The organism is Saccharomonospora sp. NPDC046836, assembly GCF_040645195.1.
GTDB lineage: Bacteria > Actinomycetota > Actinomycetes > Mycobacteriales > Pseudonocardiaceae > Prauserella_A.
Map to the genome: position 1 here is coordinate 17,689 of NZ_JBEYXW010000013.1, position 17,718 is coordinate 35,406.

A 17,718-nucleotide genomic window follows, 5' to 3' on the forward strand; every position below is an offset into this window, starting at 1 on the left:
AGCCAAGACTAGCGGCGCGAAGTGCCTCCGCTCGGTCGGGACGACGTACTGTGCAGGCATGCAGCTTGCACAGGAGGCATCCGGACTCGGGTCGACCGCACTGACGATCGCCTCCATAGTCACAGTGAGCGCAGCACTGATCGTTCTCATCGTCAACGCCCGCCGCAACGGGCGGAAGTGACGGCTGGCTACTCGCCCGGCTGAACGTTCTGCTCGAAGTAGTCGGCCAGGTTGCCCGGGGTCGTCGCCTCGCCCTCGCCGGTGGCGTTGACCTGGTAGACGAACCCCGCCAGTGGGCGGTCCTTGACCGTGAAGACCAGCACACCGGAGTTGCGCCCCACCGACGCCGAGTACCGCCCGTCGAGCGCATTGCCACGCCACTCGGCCTCGACCCGGTCACCGCCTCCGGTGCGGCTCAGCAACCCGTCGGTGTACTGCTTCAGCACGTCGGCCGACGTGCCGTGCAGGTAGGTGATCTGGGCACCGGCCAGGCCAGGGGCCGAGCAGGTCACCGTCACCCCGAGCTCCTCCTCGTTCGACGCGGCCGCTGGCCCGGTACCCGTGCCCGGCCCGCACTGGCTGCTCTCGGGTATGCCGCCGGCGAGCTGGCGCAGACAGCCGGTGAAACCCTGCTGGTCGGACTGCCCGGGCTGACGGCATTCCTCGGCGGTGTAGGTCGTCGCCGACGACGAGGGCAGGAAGAAGAACACGGCACCAGCGGCGAGCAGCACCACGGCCGCGACCACGGCACCGATCAGCAGCGTGCGGCGCCTGCCTTTTCCGGTGGTCTGCTGTGCCGCCGGGTAGGACGGGAAGTTCGCGGGCGCCGCCTGTGGGGTGCCCAGCGGCGGCGAGACGAGCGCGGGCTGCGGTCCGCTCGCCGGGTACGCGGGCTGCTGCGGGTATCCGGGCTGGTACCCGCCCGGGATAGCGGCGACCTGCGGCGGCTGGTGTGGGCCGGTGGCAGAAGGCGCCTGCGGCGGAATCCCCGCGGCGGCGAGCTGGCCATCGACGTTCTGCGTGCGCATGCTGATGCCGTCCGCCGCGACGTGGTGCGCGCCGAGCGCCACGGCCGTCTCCGGCTGGTCGAGGCTGGCAGGAACCACGCCGAGTTTCTCGGCGAGCAGCGTGCCGACGAGCGGAAGCCTGCTGGAACCTCCGACCAGGTAGATGCCGGCGAGCCGGTCGGGGCTCAGACCCGCCGAGCGGACCGTTCTGGCCAGCAGCTCGACGCTGCGCAGCATGGCAGGCCGCACGAGCGCCTCCAGCTCGGCCCTCGTGACGAGCACGTCGGCGAACGGCTCCGGCATCGGCACCTCGGTCTGCGGCAACCGCGACAGGGCCTCCTTGGCTGCCTTCACATCCTCCTGCAACGCCCGGCGGGTACGCCGGTCGGCGGTGGACTCCGGGCGCAGCAGCCGCTGCCAGCGCTGCGGATCCCGGTGCGAGACCTCCCGCCCGACGTGCACGAGCAGCGCCTGATCGACATCGAGACCGCCGAGGTCCGGCAGGCCGTCCTCGGCCAGCACGGCGTAGCCGCTCTGCGTCGCGCCCACCACCGCGACGTCGAACGTACCCGCCCCCAGGTCGTAGACGGCCAGCGTCTGGCCAGGGGCGAGCGCCTTGCCGGGGAACGACGCGAAGTGGGCAGCCGCCGCGACGGGCTCGGGCACCAGCGACACGGAGCCGGTCATGCCGGCCAGGCGGGCCGCCGACAGCAGCACGTTGCGGCGAACCGGTCCCCACTGCGCAGGGTGGGTCAGCCGGATCTCGTCGGGCTGCTCGCCGCCCAGCTGGCGGGTCGTCTCGTCGAGCACCCGGCGCAGCACCGCGGCCAGCGTCTCGTTGACCGGGACCACATCGGTGCCGAGCAGCAGGGTCTGCTCGTCCACGCGGCGCTTCGGGTTCGGTTCGAACCGGGTCGGGTCCAACCGCGCGCGGCGCTCGGCGTCTCGCCCGACGACCAGCGTGCCGTCCTCCTCCGCGAACACCGCCGAGGGCATCGTCGCGGATCCGTCCACCTCGACCACCCGGGGCGGGCGGCCGTGTGCGGACAGGACGGCAACGGTGTTGGACGTACCGAGGTCCACGGACAGAATCCGCACAGCACTCCCCTTGTTGATGTAGCACGCGCTCGCGGTGATGCTGCCATGTCCGGCTCGCTCGTGTGGACCGACCCGCGGGATTCCCAGCTCAGCGCGGGCGCACGGCGAAGTTGTCGGTGCCAGGCGCCATGATGGTGTCGTGGGCAGGAACGTGCTCGGACTCTTCTCCCCCGCGACCAGTGACTGGTTCGCGGGGGCGTTCGCCGCGCCCACCGCCGCCCAGGAGGGAGCCTGGCGGGCAGCACACGCCGGGGAGCATGCGCTCGTCATCGCGCCGACCGGGTCCGGCAAGACGCTGGCCGCGTTTCTCTGGGCGCTGGACCGGCTCACGATAGGCCCGCCTCCGGAATCGCCTGCCCACCGGTGCCGGGTGCTCTATGTCTCGCCGCTCAAGGCGCTGGCCGTGGACGTCCAGCGCAACCTTCGCGCACCGCTGGCCGGAATCTCGCAGGCAGCCCGCAGGCTGGGTCTACCGCCGCCGGACATCGCGGTCGGCATGCGGACCGGCGACACCACCGCCACCGAGCGTCGCCAGTTCGCCCGGACACCACCGGACGTGCTGGTCACCACACCGGAGTCGCTCTTCCTGCTCCTGACGTCTTCGGCGCGTGAGTCGTTGCGCGGTGTCGAGACGGTGATCGTCGACGAGGTGCACGCCGTCGCGGGAGGCAAGCGTGGCGCGCACCTGGCACTGTCGCTGGAGAGGCTGGACGACCTGCTGCCGAAGCCGGCACAGCGCATCGGCCTTTCGGCCACGGTGCGCCCGGTGGACGAGGTGAGCACGTTCCTCACCGGCGGACGGCCGGTGCGGGTGGTGCAGCCGAAGCTCACCAAGACGATCGAGGTCCGGGTCGAGGTCCCGGTCGAGGACATGGCCGAGCTCGACGCGCCGCCACAACCGGCCGAACCGCCCGTGCCGATCGACGCGCAGGAGGAGATCTCCGGCGTGGCCACACGCAAGCCCTCGATCTGGCCGGCCGTCGAGGAGCGCGTACTCGATCTCATCCGCGCCCACCGCTCCACGATCGTGTTCGCGAACTCCCGGCGACTGGCCGAGCGGCTCACCGCCAGGCTCAACGAGCTCGTGGCCGAGCAGACCGAGCTGGTACGAGGCCAGCGCTACCCGGCGGAGGCGATCGGCGAGTCGGGGCTGGCCACCGGGGCGGCGGCCACGATCGCCAAGGCCCATCACGGCTCCATGTCCCGGGAGCAGCGCACCCGGGTGGAAGAGGAGCTGAAGTCGGGACGGCTGCCGTGCGTTGTCGCCACGTCCTCGCTCGAACTCGGCATCGACATGGGTGCGGTCGACCTGGTGGTGCAGATCGAGGCGCCGCCGACGGTGGCCTCCGGTCTGCAGCGGGTCGGCCGCGCCGGGCACCACGTCGGAGCGGTATCGACCGGCGTCATGTTCCCCAAGTTCCGCGGTGACCTGGTGTCGTGCGCGGTGGTGGCCGAACGCATGACAGGCGGTGCGATCGAGGCGATCCGCTATCCCCGCAACCCACTGGACGTGCTGGCACAGCAGGTCGTGGCCATGGTCGCCCTCGAACCGCGCACGGTCGCCGACGTCACGGCGACGGTGCGCCGGGCCGCTCCTTTCACGGCGTTGCCCGACGACGCGTTGCACGCGGTGCTCGACATGCTGGCGGGCCGGTACCCGAGTGAGGAGTTCGGCGAGCTGCGCGCCCGTATCACCTGGGACCGGGTGACCGGCGAGCTGCGTGGCAGGCCGGGTGCGCAACGTCTGGCGGTCACCTCCGGCGGCACGATCCCCGATCGCGGGCTGTTCACCGTGATGACCCCGGGCGACGGCACGCGGCCGGGCTCGCGGGTGGGCGAACTGGACGAGGAGATGGTCTACGAGTCCAGGGTCGGCGACACGATCCTGCTCGGTACCTCCTCATGGCGGATCACCGATATCACGCACGACCGCGTGATCGTGCTGCCCGCGCCGGGTGAGCCGGCCCGGATGCCGTTCTGGAAGGGCGATGCACCGGGCAGGCCACTGGAACTGGGCAGGGCGCTGGGTGCCTTCCTCCGCGAACTGTCCACAGCGGACACCGAGTCGGCGCGGACGCGGGCGCTGACAGCGGGTCTGGACGAACGCGCGTGTGCCAACCTGCTCGGCTACCTCGACGAGCAGCGCGAGGCCACCCGGCACGTGCCCAACGACCGTACGGTCCTGCTGGAGCGGTTCCGGGACGAGCTCGGCGACTGGCGGGTCGTGGTGCACTCGCCCTTCGGCGCCCAGGTCAACGCGCCGTGGGCGCTGGCAGTCGCGGCGAGGTTGCGGGAGAACCGCGGTGTCGACGCCCAGGTGGCCCATTCCGACGACGGGATCGTGCTGCGCCTGCCCGAGGCGCTCGACGACGAGGGGCGCGAGGTCGTTCTGCACGCCGACGACGTGCTGATCGATCCCGAGGACGTGGAATCGCTCATCGTGTCCGAGGTCGGTGGTTCCGCGCTGTTCGCCGCGCGGTTCCGCGAGTGTGCCGCGCGGTCGCTGCTGCTGCCGCGCCGGGATCCGCGCCGCCGCACACCGCTGTGGCAGCAACGGCAACGTGCCTCGCAACTGCTCGGCGTTGCCGCCAAGTACGAGCGGTTCCCCGTGGTGCTGGAGGCGATGCGGGAATGCCTGCAGGACGTCTACGACGTCAGCGGGCTGCGTGAGCTGATGGCCGACGTGCGCGCACGCAAGGTGAAGGTCGTCGAGGTGGAAACGCCGTCGGCGTCGCCGTTCGCCCGCAGCCTGTTGTTCGGCTACGTCGGGATGTTCCTGTACGAGACCGATGCCCCGCTCGCGGAACGGCGGGCAGCGGCGCTGTCGTTGGACTCGGCGCTGCTGGCCGAACTACTCGGCACCGAGGCGATCCGGGAACTGCTCGATGCCGAGGTGGTGGCGGCCGTCGAGCGGACGCTGCAGCGGCTCGACCAGGACCGGCACGCCCGCAACGTGGAGGACGCGGCCGACCTGCTGCGGTTCCTCGGTGATCTGACCACGGCCGAGGCCGCCGACCGCGGCGTCCGGCCCGAGTGGCTTACCGAGCTGGTCGCCGCGCGCCGCGCGATCGAGGTCCGCATTGCCGGCGAGGAGCGCTACCTCGCCATCGAGGACGCCGGGCGTGTCCGGGACGCACTCGGCGTGGCACTGCCGATCGGCGTGCCGGAGGTGTTCACCGAACCGGTGACCGATCCTCTCGGCGACCTGCTCATCCGCTATGCCCGCAGTCACGGCCCCTTCGCGGCGGCACAGGTCGCACAGCGGTTCGGCCTCGGCGTCGCCGTGGTCACCGGCCTGCTCGACCGGCTGACATCGGAGGGGAGGCTGGTCCGTGGAGAGCTGCGACCAGAGCCGTACGAGTCCGGCGGCGTCGAGTACTGCGACGCGGGGGTGCTGCGCAGGTTGCGGCGCGCATCGCTGGCCAAGCTGCGGGCCGAGGTGGAGCCGGTCGAACCGGCCGCGCTGGGCAGGTTCCTCCCCGGCTGGCACGGGATCGGCGCGCGAATGCGGTCGGCGCCCACGGCCGACGACGTGCTCTCGGCGGTCGAGCAACTGGCCGGAGCGCCACTACCGGCGAGCGCGCTGGAGTCACTGATCCTGCCGAGCCGGCTCCCTGGCTACTACCCGGCGCTGCTGGACGAACTCACCACCGCCGGCGAGGTGACGTGGTGCGGGTGCGGCGCACTGTCCGGAGGGGACGGTTGGGTCGCGTTGGCGCCGTCCGACGTCGCCGACCTGCTGCTGCCCGATGTGGACGACACGGCCCCACAGAGCCCTTTGCACTCGGCGATACTGTCCACTTTGGCCAACGGTGCGCTGTTCTTCCGGCAGCTCGTCGACAGGGTGAGCGTCGAGCTGGAAACGCCGCCGAACGACGCCGACGTGGTCGCCGCTTTGTGGGACCTGGTGTGGGCCGGCTTGGCCACCGGCGACACACTCGCCCCGCTGCGGGCGCAGGTGTCGGGACGCGGGGCGGCGCACAAACCCCGCCGCTCCACGCCGCGTGGGCGCTATGCCCGGCTGCGCGCCGGCCGGCCCGCGCTGCCGTCCCGAACAGGCCCGCCGACGGTCGCCGGCCGCTGGGGGCTCACACCGGATCGGGAGCCGGACCTCACACGGCGCACCCATGCCCGCACGGAGTCGTTCCTCGAACGCCACGGCGTGCTCACCCGGGGGGCGCTGGACACCGAACGGGTCACCGGCGGCTTTTCCGGTATCTACAAGGTGTTGCGGGGGATGGAGGACTCCGGGCAGATCATCCGCGGCTATGTCGTCGAGGGTCTCGGCGCGGCTCAGTTCGCCGCGCGGGGCGCGGTGGACCGGCTGCGGGCGCTGTCCGACACGAGTGGTTCCCGGGCTCCGCAGGGTGCGGTAGTGCTGGCGGCCAGCGATCCGGCCCAGCCGTATGGGGCGGCACTGCCGTGGCCGGCTCCGCTCGGCACGACCAAGCACCGCCCCGCGCGCAAGGCCGGCGCCCTGACGGTGTTCGCCGACGGTACGCCCGCGCTGTACGTCGAGCGGGGCGGACGGTCCCTGCTGTCGTTCACCGAGGACACCGCTGCGCTGCGCGCGGCGGCACAGGCGCTCTCGACGGCTGTCCGGGAGGGCTGGCTCGGCCAGTTGCAGGTCGAGCGGGCCGATGGGGAGCACGCACTGACCTCCGAGCTCGCCGACATTTTGCGGGAGGCCGGTTTCCGCGCAACACCCAAGGGACTGCGCCTCCGGGCGTAACCGGAGTTGCCAGCTCGCACCGACACGCAAGCCGCTGTCAAAACTCTCTAGGCTGCACGGCGAGCTGTGGAAAGGACCCCGACAATGGCCATGCGCGACCTGCGCTACTTCGGTGACCCGGTGTTGAAAACCGTGACCGACCCGGTGACCACTTTCGACAAGTCGGTGAAGGCGCTGGTCGACGACCTGCTGGAGACGGTCGACCTACCCGGGCGGGCGGGGCTGGCCGCACCGCAGATCGGGGTGAGCTTGCGCGCGTTCAGCTACAAGGTCGACGGCAAGCACGGTTACGTGCTCAACCCGAAGATCGTCGAGCTCTCCGAGAACGCTCACGAGATCACGGAGGGCTGCCTGTCGGTTCCCAAGCTGTGGTTCCCGACGACCCGCGCCAAGTACGCCGTCGTCCGCGGGGTCGACCTCCGCAATGAACCGGTGACCGTCGAAGGCGACGGCGTGTTCGCGCAGTGCCTGCAGCACGAGACGGATCATCTCGACGGGATGCTCTACCTCGACCGGCTCGATCCCGACCAGCGACGGCAGGCGATGCGCGAGGCCCGCCAGCACGACTGGTTCTGGTCTCGGTAGAGAAACTTCGAACGAAGTAATCCAATCGAGTGAACGCAAGAAGGTTGCCTTAACGATCTGTGGTCATCGTCACTCCATCATGACTTCGCCGTTGCCGGTTCGTAATCTGGCCGAGCTCTTGACGTTATCGAGGCTCCGAGGACAGATATGGTCGGTCGACATCGCGCGAAGAACTCACCGTCGTGGAAGCTGCCTACAGCACTGGGCCTCGTCGCGGCGGGCATGCTGGTCTTCACGGTCTGGGTCACCAACGGCTGGTGGAACGACGACCGCCCGGCGGGAGGTGCCGCTCTCGCAGCCTCGCCGGGAACTCCGTCGACACCGCACCGGACCGCGCTCTCCGCCACACTGACTACCCGGCCATCTCCCACGACCACCACGACGACGGCACGGCCGACCACAACGGTCCTGCCGACCACGACCACCACGACAACCACCACGACGACGACAACCACGACGGAGGAGACCACCAGCGAGGAACCGCCTCCTCCGCCTCCGCCACCGCCGCCACCGCCGCCACCACCGCCCCCTCCGGCGCAGTGCTCGACAGACCTGGCGGGGACACAGCCGTCCGTCGCGCAGGCGGGCAACCACATCCTGACCAAGTTCCAGGTCAACTCCGTCCTCGGTGTCGGCGACCGTTCCGGAACCAGCGAGCACCCGTCGGGTCTGGCGCTCGATTTCATGGTCGACTCGGCGACCGGTGACGCACTGGCCGACTACGTCCTGGCGCACAAGGCCGAGTTCGGCGTGACCTACGTGATCTGGAAGCAGCGGTACAACGACGGCAGCGGCTGGTCACTGATGGAAGATCGCGGTGGCGTCACGGCAAACCACTACGACCACGTGCACGTCTCGTTCACTGCCGGCGCACCGGTATCGGTCACCTGCTGACTCCGGCGCCCGCGGGGCTGTGGCGTGCTCGGGACCGGTGGCCGCGATAGACCGGCCCCGTCACCTGCTGATTCCGGCGCCCGCCGGGCAGTTGCACACCGAACACGCCACAGCCCACATCGCACGCGCTCAGCGCCGGTGTCCGCGACAGATCCGCCCGTCACCAACTGACCAGCGCCCGCCGGGCACTCGCACGCGGCACGCACAGCCTGGCGCCCCGCACACCCGGCAGCGGGGTGCGCGGTAGACCCGGAGGTCCGCACCACCTACTGGGCGGGCGTGCGGCACTCACCGTTCGCTGTGCTCGGCCCCGGCCGCGTCGCGCTCACAGGGTGATACGCAGCTGTCCGGTCTCGTCGGGTGCCGACGCCGGGGAGAGGCCCGCACGCAGTGCGGTCCGGCGAATTCCGTCGCCCGAGGGCAGGGACATCGCGACCAGTTCCCGGCAGCCCCGGGCCGACGCCAGGACTGCGAGCCTGCGCAGCAGGGCGGTGCCGAGGCCGTTGCGCTGCCAGGCGTCCTCGACCAGCAGGGAGATCTCCGCGACATCGGTGAACGGCTTGGGGATCAGCTGCCCCAGTGCGATCACCTCCCGGCCGCATACGGCGACCACGCTGAGACCGCGCGGCGGCACGAGCAGCCGATGCAACCAGCGTCGGGGCACCGTGTGCATGCCTGTGTGGTAGCGATGGAACAGCGTCGCGGCCGAGCACCTGCCATGAAGCGCCAGGACCGCATCGGCGTCGCCGGGTACGCCCTCGCGAAGGACCACCGCCGCGCCATCGGTACAGGTCACGACCACCGGTCCGGGCACATTGGCCTCGACCACACTGAGCAGGCCCACCAACGCCTCAGCGCGCGCCAGCTCCTGCTGAAGGAACGGTGCCCACAGTCGCCGGGCGACGAGGGCATGGTCGTCACCGATCGGGAAGACCGCACGATGACCTCCCTCGGTGCGGCCAGGATTGGCCTCACCTGCCGGCACCACGGTCACCAGGTCGGCCTCGAGGATCTCGCGTACCGAATCGGCGGACTTGGCGGGGTCGGCGACAGCCCGGCTCGCGGCGGCGAGGCTGGCTGCCGATGAGTCAACCAGCTCACGCACATCCGCATCGGTGATGCCAAGGCACTCGCAGTCCTCCTCACGAATTGCCCGGACCAGTTGGGTACGCGTGAGCCCTACCGCAGGCCGGACCACGATCTCGTCGAGCACACCGCCCGGCACCGGCAGCACGGAGAGGCCGAGGATGTTGCATTCGAGATCGGCCAGGCGGATCGCAACGCGGGCCAGGATGCCAGGGCGGTCGTCCATGCGGATGCGCAGCCGCCACGTCACCGAGCCTGCCTCGGCCGCATGGTCCAGCCAGGCACGCGGGATCTCCGATCGCGCGGTCGCGCGAGCACGGCGAATGTCCATGCCTTCACGCTCCCGAACCCTTGTTGCTGGTCAGCGGCGCGGGTGTTTCGCGTGTGTCTCCGTCCCGCGACCGCCGCAACCCGGTTGAAACGTTGCGCGCGGCGCGCCGCGCGGCTGTTCACCGCAACGAGTTACCCCGCGTCGCCCGGGGCATCCTGCGCGACGATCAGCTCACCACCCTCCGGGGCCGCCAGCACGGTCCCAAGCACGCTGTGGTTGCCCTGCCCACCCGCTCCCGACCTGCGCAACCAAGCCACTTCGCCGTCGGCAGGGCCGGCACCGGACGCCGTCAGCTGCAGACGCAGGCGCCGGCCATCCGGATGCAGCGATTCGTTACGTAGCAGCTCCAGCCACGGTCCGTGCCCACCCGGGTGGCGCATGCTCACGAAGCTGGGATCACGGCGCACGATCTCCCACCCAGTGGCGGCGGACCAGAACGGCGCGAGCGCGATGGGGTCGAACGCGTCGGCCACAATGGCCGCCAGAGATCCGGTTCCCGCGTACTCGGTGCGCGGTTCGAGCACGCAGAACTCGTTGCCTTCCGGGTCCGTGAGTACCTCCCAGGGCAGCGCACCCTGTCCAATGTCGGCAGTCGCGGCACCCAGCCCAACCGCCTTGTCGACTATGGACCGTTGCTGCGCCGCTGTGGCGCTGGCCAGGTCGAGATGGACGCGGTTCTTCACCTCCTTGCGTTCCGATACCGCCGAGCACAACAAACCGAACGCGCAACCGTCCGAATCGGGCGGTCGCACTGCCACCACGTCGCCGCCGTCCGGTGCCCCCGTGCCGGGGTCGCGTTGCCCTTGCTCCGCCCGGCTCGCGGTGCTGTCTGGCACGACCTGCCAGCCGAGTAGGTCTGCCCAGAACCGAGCCACCGCGGCCGGGCGGACCGCATCGATCACGACGTTAGCCAGCTGCGTCACCATGGCTGGAGAGTAGGCCGTGTCCTCGAGCGGGGGCGCCGCTCGCTGCGGGCCTGGGCCAGCTCGCACCGCCACACAAACGGACAGTGCTTCCCCACACGTCCGTCATCGTGTTGCCAGTCGCAGCAGTGCCCACAACTGCCCGGCCGCGTCGTCATCGCCGTCCACATCCACCGCACCGAGCCGCTGCCTGCCCCACAACCACAGGTAGACCGTGGCGGGCGATGCCGAGACAACCGCATCGGCCCGGCTCGCCTCCTCGTCGGAACAACGCCATGCGATGGTCTCCGCCGGCCCCGCCCTGGCGATCCAGCTGTGGCCACCGGTGCGTACGCCCACCGAACCTGGGTGCGTGCCGGTCATGCCCAGCAGGGGCAGCCGGTGTCCGAACCACAACGCCAGCGCCTCGTCCACACCATCGATGGCGATGTCGTCGGTGATCTCGGCCCGCTCCACCCCCGCCGCGTCCTCGATGTCGACCCGGTGCACAGTCGTCTCGTGCGTCATCCTGCGGCACCAGAAGCCGTACGTGTGGTCGGCAGGCCACCACGTGGCGGCCCGTTCGCCCGGATCGTGCCAGGTGAGGACCTCCTTCAGATCGGCGAACCCCTGACGCAGGTAATTTTCGACGGTCTGGCCAGGAGCCGGATCGCGCTGCCACTCACGCGGCCGCCTGCCCTCGACCAACCAGGCCAGCACGACGCGGTACACACTGCCCACATGCCGAACCACCTCGCCGAGCGTCCATCTTGGACACGATGGGACCGGCACGTCCGGTGGTGCCGCACGCGCTGCGTCGACGAGAAGTTCGACCTCGTGCCCGAACGCATCCAGCAGCCGGCCGTGGTCGATCAACGTCTGCCCTGGCATCAGCCGCCCCGGCGCTCGTACCTACGCGGGCGCGCACCACACGGGGCGGCCCTCGCGGCGGCGTGACCGTGCACCACCCGGCCGGCGATCGCCACGAAACGACCGGCCTGAACGAACAGCTCGTCCGTCGACTCCGCGGTGATCCGGCGTGTGACCCCGGCCTGTGCCGCGGCCTGGCGGGCCGAATACGCGGCAAAGAACACCGCCCACTGCTGCAGCTCCGGCGCCGCCGACTCCAGGAGGGTCCAGACGCTCTCCGGCTTGGCCCGGCCCCGGTGTGGCCTGCCGCGAGCGGCGAGTACCGCGGCCGCGGCCCGCAGCGCGGACAGGTACGCGGAAATGAACCGCCTGACCGGGTCGGCTTCCCGCCCGGCTTCGGCGAGCCCGTGCCTGGCCTGCGTGAGCAGCGACACGGCAGCCGGTGCCGCCGGCGGCCGTAACTCGATTGGCAGCGCCGGCTGGACCGGCCCCTGCCGGGACTCGGGGCCACTACGCGAAGCGAACGCGACGGACATGGCCCACCTTCCTCTCTCGTGCGGGAGCCGGCACCGGACAACAGTCCCCGGCGCGCAGATGCTTCCCCCATCCACCCGCCGGGGACCGACCGGAGAGCGCTCCACCGGATGTCGAACGTATGTTCGAACAACACCAGAGTAGCGTGCCGGCGGCGAAGGCTCAAGCCCTGCCGCACACACAACTCGCCGCGGCCCTCCGCATCGCAGGCCGCCCCCGCCCGTGATCTCATTACAGGTATGAGTTCGCTCGACCACCCCGCGATCGCCAAGGTGGCCGCCGCCCTCACCGAGGCGGGCCAGCACGACGCGGCCAACGGAATCCGCATCCTGCCCGCCGAGGTACGCACCGCGGCACAGGCCGCCGAAGCCCTCGGCATCGAGGTGGGCGCGATCGCCAACAGCCTCGTCTTCCGGGCGTCTTTCGCCGCGGGCCCGGACGCGCCGCTGCTCGCGCTGACCTCCGGTGCGCACCGTGCCGACACGGCAACGCTCGCCGGCCTGGCCGGGGCCGCCGGTGTCGGCAAGGCCGATCCGGTCTTCGTCAAGGAGCACACCGGGCAGACGATCGGCGGGGTTGCGCCAGTGGGCCATCCGAGCAGGCTCATCACGCTGGTCGATACCGCATTGCTGTCCTACGACGTGGTGTGGGCGGCAGCCGGACACCCCAAGTCGGTGTACCCGACGACGTTCGAGCAGCTCCTCGCCGTCACCGCGGGCCGTGCCGCCGACGTCGCCGCAGTGCCCCCGGACACGCAGCCATGACCGCGATGTCCTCCGGCTACAAGCGCGTCGCGGAACTCTCCGGTGACGAGTTCCGCGCCCGGCTGCCCGAGGCACTGTCCCTGTACGTCGCCGCGATGAACTACCCGGCGGGCACCGCCGAGCAGCGGGCACCGATGTGGCTCACCCACGCGCTGCGCGTCGGCTGGCGCTGTATCGCCGCGTTCGACGCCGATGACCGCCTGGTCGGACTCGCATACGGGTACGAGGGCAGCCCTGGTCAGTGGTGGCACGAGCAGGTTCGCCGCGGCCTCACCGCGCAGGCGGGCCAGACCGCTGCCGACACGTGGCTCGGTGACTACTTCGAGCTGACCGAGATCCACGTCCGGCCGGAGAGCCAGGGGCGCGGCACGGGTGAGGACCTGCTGCGCAGGCTCGTCCACAGCGTCCCCAACCGGCACATCCTGTTGTCCACCCCCGAAGGGCCGAGCCGGGCATGGCGGCTCTACCGCAGGCTCGGCTTCGCCGATGTGCTGCGGGACTACCACTTCGCAGGCGATCCCCGCGCGTTCGCGATCCTGGGCAGGGCGCTCCCGCTCGACTGAAGCGGCGGGGGTTTGTGCCGTTTATGTCACGCTGGCGCGTGGAACGGCGGGACCGGCACTCCACGTTGGCTCTGACATGAACTCGCCGGCGACAGACCGCCTCCGCATGCATGTCGAAACTCGCGCGCTCCTCGTTGTGGCCGGGTTACCCGGCGCCGGCAAGAGCACCCTGCTGCGCGATATCGAGGCCACGGCTGACATCACCGTGCTCGACACCGACCACCTGCGGGCCCGGCTGGCGCGCACTTTCCCACCAGGCACCGCGTACTCGCTCTACCGGCCGCTGGTGCACCTCCTGCACGCGGCGCGGCTGGTGGTCGCCGCGGTCCGCGCACCAGGGACGCTGGTGGTGCACGACCCGGCCACCGGTGCCCTCACCCGGTCCGCCTTCGTCGTGCTGGGCACGCTGACCCGGCGGCCGCGGCACCTGCTGTGGATCGACTGCACCGTCGCCGACGCGCTCGCCGGGCAGCGCCGCCGCGGCCGTGTCCTGCTCGGCTGGTCGTTCTCCCGGCACGCCCGCAACGCCCCGCGGACGCGGGACCGGCTGGCCGCCGGTGCCCGGCCGCGAGGCTGGCGCAGCGTCACGGTCGTCGACCGTACGGTCACCCAGCAGGGTCTGCGCGTCGAGCCGGCCGCCAGTAACTGACGCCGATGGCACCGGTGAGCAGGGCCGCACCGCACCAGCCGACCACACCCAGCTGGTCGTCGAGCAGCACCGCCGCCAGCACGGCCGCAGTCAGCGGTTCCAGCAGAGCTGCGAACGCAGCGAGCACCGGGTGGGAGTCCCGCAGGCCACGGAAGTATGCCGCGTAGGCCAGCGCGGTCGGGACGGCACCGAGGTAGATCGCCAACCCGACCACGTCGGGCCTCGCGGGCAGGCCGATACCGAGCCACACCGCGACCGGTAGCAGCGCCAGCCCGCCTGCGAGACAGCCGAATGCCGTGGTGCGCAAGGGATCCAGCCCGGCGACCTGGCGGCGGTTGACCATCGTGAGTGCCGCGAAACCGGCCCCGGCGACGAGCGCCAGCGCCAGGCCTGCGACCAGCTCGCCGCGTTCCCCGGTCCCACCGGGCGACCAGGTCAGCAGAACCAGCCCGAGCAGCGCGGCGGCGACCGACGCGAGCGTCGGCGTCGCCGGCCTGCGGCGCTCGGCCACCGCGCTCGCCACGGCCACGAATACCGGCACGCTGCCGATGGTCGTCATCGTCGCGATGCTGACCGACGACAGCAGCACGGAGGCGAAGTAGCAGGCCTGGAACACGGCGAGCAGACCGCCCGCCACGAGCACGCGGCGAGCAACGGCCGCCGTCCGCGGCATCGCACGCAGGCCGCCGGTGAACGACAGGAACAGCACCGCAAAGACACCGCCGAGCAGCAACCGATAGGTGGCCACCACCAGCGGATGCAGATCGGCGCGGGTGAACAGGATCGATCCGGCGAGGCCGCCGGTGCCCCACAGCACCCCGGCAGCGATCAGACTGGCCGAGCCTGTGCGAGTGCGCACGGCAACAGAGAAAGACACGGACAACGCTCCAACGTCGCAGTGGAAAGGGAAGACGACGACGCGGGGCGCAATGGGTCACGGCTGCCCTGCAGCCATGAAAGAACCGTGCGACATCGGCAAATGGCCGCACGGCGTGGCGTGTGCCTACGCCCCGCTCAGGAGCGAGGCGGTGGGGTGCTGGTCCGCAAAACCCGGTGCATGCCGGTGATCGTACCGGTCGCCACACACCAGACGCCTAGAAGTCCCCTCCAGGGCTCAGTCGAGCGCGGCGAGTTGCTCGCGCAGGGTGTCCAGTCCCATGCCGCCCATTCGCAGGGCACGCGTGTGGAAGTCCTTCGGGTCGAAGGCGGCGCCCTGCCTGCGCCTGGCATCCTCGCGAGCCTCCAGCCACAGCCGCTCGCCGAGCTTGTACGCCGGGGCCTGACCTGGCCAGCCGAGGTAACGGTCGATCTCGTCGTGCACGTGATCGGGGTCGGTGATGGTCCTGGTCAGCATGAACTCCAGACCGAGTTCCGGCGTCCACCGCTGTCCCTCGTGGAAACCGGTGCCTGCCGGAACCTCCAGCTCCAGGTGCATGCCGATGTCGACGACGACCCGGGCGGCACGGAACAGGTGCGCGTCGAGCATGCCCAGCAGGTCCCCGTCGTCGCCGAGGTAGCCGAGGCCCTCCATGAGCCGTTCCGCGTAGAGGGCCCAGCCCTCCGCGTGCCCCGAGGTGAAGGAGAGCAGCCGCTGGAACCGGTTGAGCGAGGCCGCCTGGTACACCGACGTCGCGATCTGCAGGTGGTGGCCAGGCACGCCCTCGTGGTAGACGGTGCTGACCTCGCGCCAGGTGATGAAGTCCTGCTTGCCGGCCGGCACCGACCACCACATCGTGCCCGGACGGGAGAAGTCCTCGTTCGGCCCGCTGTAGTACGCGCCGACACCGCCCCCGGGCGGGGCGATCCGGCAGTCGAGCGTCATGAGCGCGTCCGGGATGTCGAAATGCTTGCCGCGCAACGAGTTCAGCGCCTCATCGGACAGCCGCTGCATCCATTGCTCGAAGGCCTGCCGGCCATGCACGTGGTAGCGCTCGTCGGCGTCGAGCGCCTGCGCCACCTCGGCGAGGGTCGCGCCGGGCTTGATGTGTTCGGCGACTCGTGTGGCCTCGCGCTCCACGCGGGTGAACTCCTCCCAGCCCCACGCATACGCCTCACGCAGGTCGAGCTCCGCACCGATGAAGTAGCGGGACCACAACCGGTAGACGTCCTCGCCGACCGCGTCCTTCACCGGCGCACCGGGCGCGAGCTCGCCGCGCAGGAAGCCGGCCAGCTCGGCGTAGGCCTCCTGCGCCGACCGCGCGGCGCGCGCCAGCTCGCCGCGCAACGTCTCCGGCACACCCGTGGCACCGGCGACGAAGGTGTCGAAAAAGCCCGCGTCGCCGTTCAGACCGGCCCACACCTCCGCCTGCTCGGCGACCTTGCTGATCTGGCGCAACGCGGGTGAGCGGCCAGCGCCTGCGGCCGTGAGCAGCGAGGCCCGCACACCGTCGAGCGCGGCCGGGATCTTCCCCAGCCGCGCGGCGATGACCTCCCACTGCTCGGGTGTGTCCTGCGGCATCAGGTCGAACACCTGGCGCACGTGCTGCACGGGGCTCTCGATGACGTTCAGCGAAGCGACGTCGAGACCGGCTTCGTGGATCTCCACATCCAGCCCGACCCGCTCGGTGAACACGGCCTTGGCCACCCGCTCGCCGTCGTCGGCGGGATCGGCCGCGGCGATCTGCCGCAGCGCCCGCCTACTGACGGCGGCACGGGCGGCGTACCCCTCGGGCGAGTAGTCGGTCAGCTGGTCGTCATGGCTGGAGACGCCGAACATCGTCGCGGCGACCGGGTCGGCCGCGGCGAAGTCGTCAACAAAGGCGTCGCAGATCTCGTGCACGCGCATGCACGGCAACGCTACCTGCTTGCGCGCGCGGGGATGAGCCCCAGCCTGCCGACCAGCTCCCGTGTCGCCTTCGACCTGTTGAACGTGTAGAAGTGCAGCGCGGGCACGCCTTCGGCGAGCAGGCGGTCGCACAGCTCGGTCACGGCGTCGAGCCCCTCGGCGCGAAACGCCTTCGCGTCGCCGGAAAGTGGCTCGAGCCGGTCGAGCAGGCTGCGCGGGGCCTTCGCGCCGGACAGCTCGATGGTCTTGGCGAGCGTGCGCGGTGTGGTCAGTGGCATGATGCCGGGAAGCAGCGGTTTGTCACAGCCCGCAGCTGCCACCCGGTCACGCAGCCGCAGGAAGTCCTCGGCCTCGAAGAACAGCTGCGCGATCCCGAAATCGGCTCCGGCGCGGAACTTCCGCACGAGGTGCATGGTGTCGGTGGCCAGGTCCCGCGAGCGCGGGTGACCGTAGGGGAACGCCGACACACCAACACAGAAGTCACCGAGCGAGCGCACCAGCGCGACCAGTTCCTCGGCGTAGGTCAGGCCCTCCGGATGCGGAACCCATTCGCCGTAGGGATCACCTGGCGGGTCACCACGCAGCGCGAGGATGTTGCGCACGCCCACGGCGGCGTACCACCCGATGACGTTACGCAGCTCGGCGACGGAGTGGTTCACCGCGGTGAGGTGGGCCATCGGCACCAGGGTCGTCTCCGTGGCGACCCTGGCGATGCTGCGGATGGTGCCGTCGCGGCTGGAACCGCCCGCCCCGTAGGTGATCGACATGTACGCAGGGTCGAGCTGCTCCAACTCCCGGATCGCCCGCCACAGCACGGCTTCGTCGGCCTCGTCGCGCGGCGGGAAGAACTCCACTGAGAACACGGGAGTGTGGCCCTGCAGCCGCTCGATCACCGACGTCATGCCGCAATGCTACTGG

Annotated in this window: 15 protein-coding genes; 7 read left to right on the forward strand and 8 right to left on the reverse strand. The window is 70.8% G+C overall.

The genetic code is table 11. The features are described 5' to 3' along the window. Nucleotides 1-58: 58 nt before the first annotated feature. Entirely contained in the window at nucleotides 59-181 is a 123-nt protein-coding gene (locus ABZ863_RS16600) for a hypothetical protein (RefSeq protein WP_358536074.1), read from the forward strand. A 7-nt stretch (nucleotides 182-188) separates the two neighbouring features. Here ABZ863_RS16600 and ABZ863_RS16605 read toward each other — a convergent pair whose 3' ends face one another. Further along, nucleotides 189-2,105: an Hsp70 family protein gene (locus ABZ863_RS16605; protein ID WP_358536076.1), complete on the reverse strand. Its 1,917-nt coding sequence runs from the start codon at nucleotides 2,103-2,105 to the stop codon at nucleotides 189-191. Nucleotides 2,106-2,244: 139 nt separating this feature from the next. Between ABZ863_RS16605 and ABZ863_RS16610 the strand changes: the two genes are divergently transcribed. The 3 genes from ABZ863_RS16610 (at nucleotide 2,245) to ABZ863_RS16620 (ending at nucleotide 8,316) form a co-directional block, all read left to right on the forward strand. Continuing rightward, nucleotides 2,245-6,837, forward strand: coding sequence for an ATP-dependent helicase (locus tag ABZ863_RS16610; RefSeq protein ID WP_358536078.1), 4,593 nt, complete (start codon nucleotides 2,245-2,247; stop codon nucleotides 6,835-6,837). Nucleotides 6,838-6,921: 84 nt separating this feature from the next. Continuing rightward, nucleotides 6,922-7,422 (forward strand): peptide deformylase, encoded by a 501-nt coding sequence (def, locus tag ABZ863_RS16615; protein WP_358536080.1) that lies wholly within the window; start codon nucleotides 6,922-6,924, stop codon nucleotides 7,420-7,422. Between the two features lie 147 nt (nucleotides 7,423-7,569). After that, nucleotides 7,570-8,316, forward strand: a complete 747-nt coding sequence (locus ABZ863_RS16620; RefSeq protein ID WP_358536082.1) for a hypothetical protein — start codon at nucleotides 7,570-7,572, stop codon at nucleotides 8,314-8,316. Nucleotides 8,317-8,641: 325 nt separating this feature from the next. Here ABZ863_RS16620 and ABZ863_RS16625 read toward each other — a convergent pair whose 3' ends face one another. The 4 genes from ABZ863_RS16625 to ABZ863_RS16640 form a co-directional block, all read right to left on the reverse strand. Next, nucleotides 8,642-9,733, reverse strand: a complete 1,092-nt coding sequence (locus ABZ863_RS16625) for a GNAT family N-acetyltransferase (RefSeq protein WP_358536084.1) — start codon at nucleotides 9,731-9,733, stop codon at nucleotides 8,642-8,644. Between the two features lie 131 nt (nucleotides 9,734-9,864). Continuing rightward, on the reverse strand, nucleotides 9,865-10,659 hold the full coding sequence (locus ABZ863_RS16630; protein ID WP_358536086.1) for a VOC family protein: 795 nt from the start codon (nucleotides 10,657-10,659) through the stop codon (nucleotides 9,865-9,867). A gap of 102 nt (nucleotides 10,660-10,761) precedes the next feature. Further along, entirely contained in the window at nucleotides 10,762-11,526 is a 765-nt protein-coding gene (locus tag ABZ863_RS16635; RefSeq protein WP_358536088.1) for a maleylpyruvate isomerase family mycothiol-dependent enzyme, read from the reverse strand. Next, the gene (locus ABZ863_RS16640; RefSeq protein ID WP_358536090.1) at nucleotides 11,526-12,041 is read right to left on the reverse strand and encodes an SAV_6107 family HEPN domain-containing protein; all 516 of its coding nucleotides are present in this window, start codon (nucleotides 12,039-12,041) and stop codon (nucleotides 11,526-11,528) included. Before ABZ863_RS16640 ends, ABZ863_RS16635 begins: the two co-directional genes overlap by 1 nt. A gap of 237 nt (nucleotides 12,042-12,278) precedes the next feature. Between ABZ863_RS16640 and ABZ863_RS16645 the strand changes: the two genes are divergently transcribed. The 3 genes from ABZ863_RS16645 to ABZ863_RS16655 all read left to right on the forward strand — a co-directional run bounded on the left by ABZ863_RS16645 (nucleotide 12,279) and on the right by ABZ863_RS16655 (nucleotide 14,015). Further along, a complete protein-coding gene (locus tag ABZ863_RS16645) occupies nucleotides 12,279-12,803 on the forward strand; it encodes a YbaK/EbsC family protein (RefSeq protein ID WP_358536092.1) in 525 nt (174 codons plus the stop codon). Beyond that, nucleotides 12,800-13,366 carry a GNAT family N-acetyltransferase gene (locus ABZ863_RS16650; RefSeq protein WP_358536094.1) on the forward strand — a complete coding sequence of 189 codons (567 nt, stop codon included), beginning with the start codon at nucleotides 12,800-12,802 and terminating at the stop codon, nucleotides 13,364-13,366. Before ABZ863_RS16645 ends, ABZ863_RS16650 begins: the two co-directional genes overlap by 4 nt. 106 nt (nucleotides 13,367-13,472) lie before the next feature. After that, nucleotides 13,473-14,015 carry an AAA family ATPase gene (locus ABZ863_RS16655; protein WP_358536096.1) on the forward strand — a complete coding sequence of 181 codons (543 nt, stop codon included), beginning with the start codon at nucleotides 13,473-13,475 and terminating at the stop codon, nucleotides 14,013-14,015. Here ABZ863_RS16655 and ABZ863_RS16660 read toward each other — a convergent pair. The 3 genes from ABZ863_RS16660 to ABZ863_RS16670 all read right to left on the reverse strand — a co-directional run bounded on the left by ABZ863_RS16660 (nucleotide 13,972) and on the right by ABZ863_RS16670 (nucleotide 17,702). Then, on the reverse strand, nucleotides 13,972-14,874 hold the full coding sequence (locus ABZ863_RS16660; protein WP_358536098.1) for a DMT family transporter: 903 nt from the start codon (nucleotides 14,872-14,874) through the stop codon (nucleotides 13,972-13,974). The two genes, ABZ863_RS16655 and ABZ863_RS16660, sit on opposite strands and share 44 nt — an antisense overlap. Nucleotides 14,875-15,129: 255 nt before the next feature. Beyond that, a complete protein-coding gene (locus tag ABZ863_RS16665) occupies nucleotides 15,130-16,800 on the reverse strand; it encodes a DUF885 domain-containing protein (protein WP_358536100.1) in 1,671 nt (556 codons plus the stop codon). An 11-nt stretch (nucleotides 16,801-16,811) separates the two neighbouring features. Further along, nucleotides 16,812-17,702, reverse strand: coding sequence for a methylenetetrahydrofolate reductase (locus ABZ863_RS16670; protein ID WP_358536102.1), 891 nt, complete (start codon nucleotides 17,700-17,702; stop codon nucleotides 16,812-16,814). Nucleotides 17,703-17,718 lie beyond the last annotated feature (16 nt).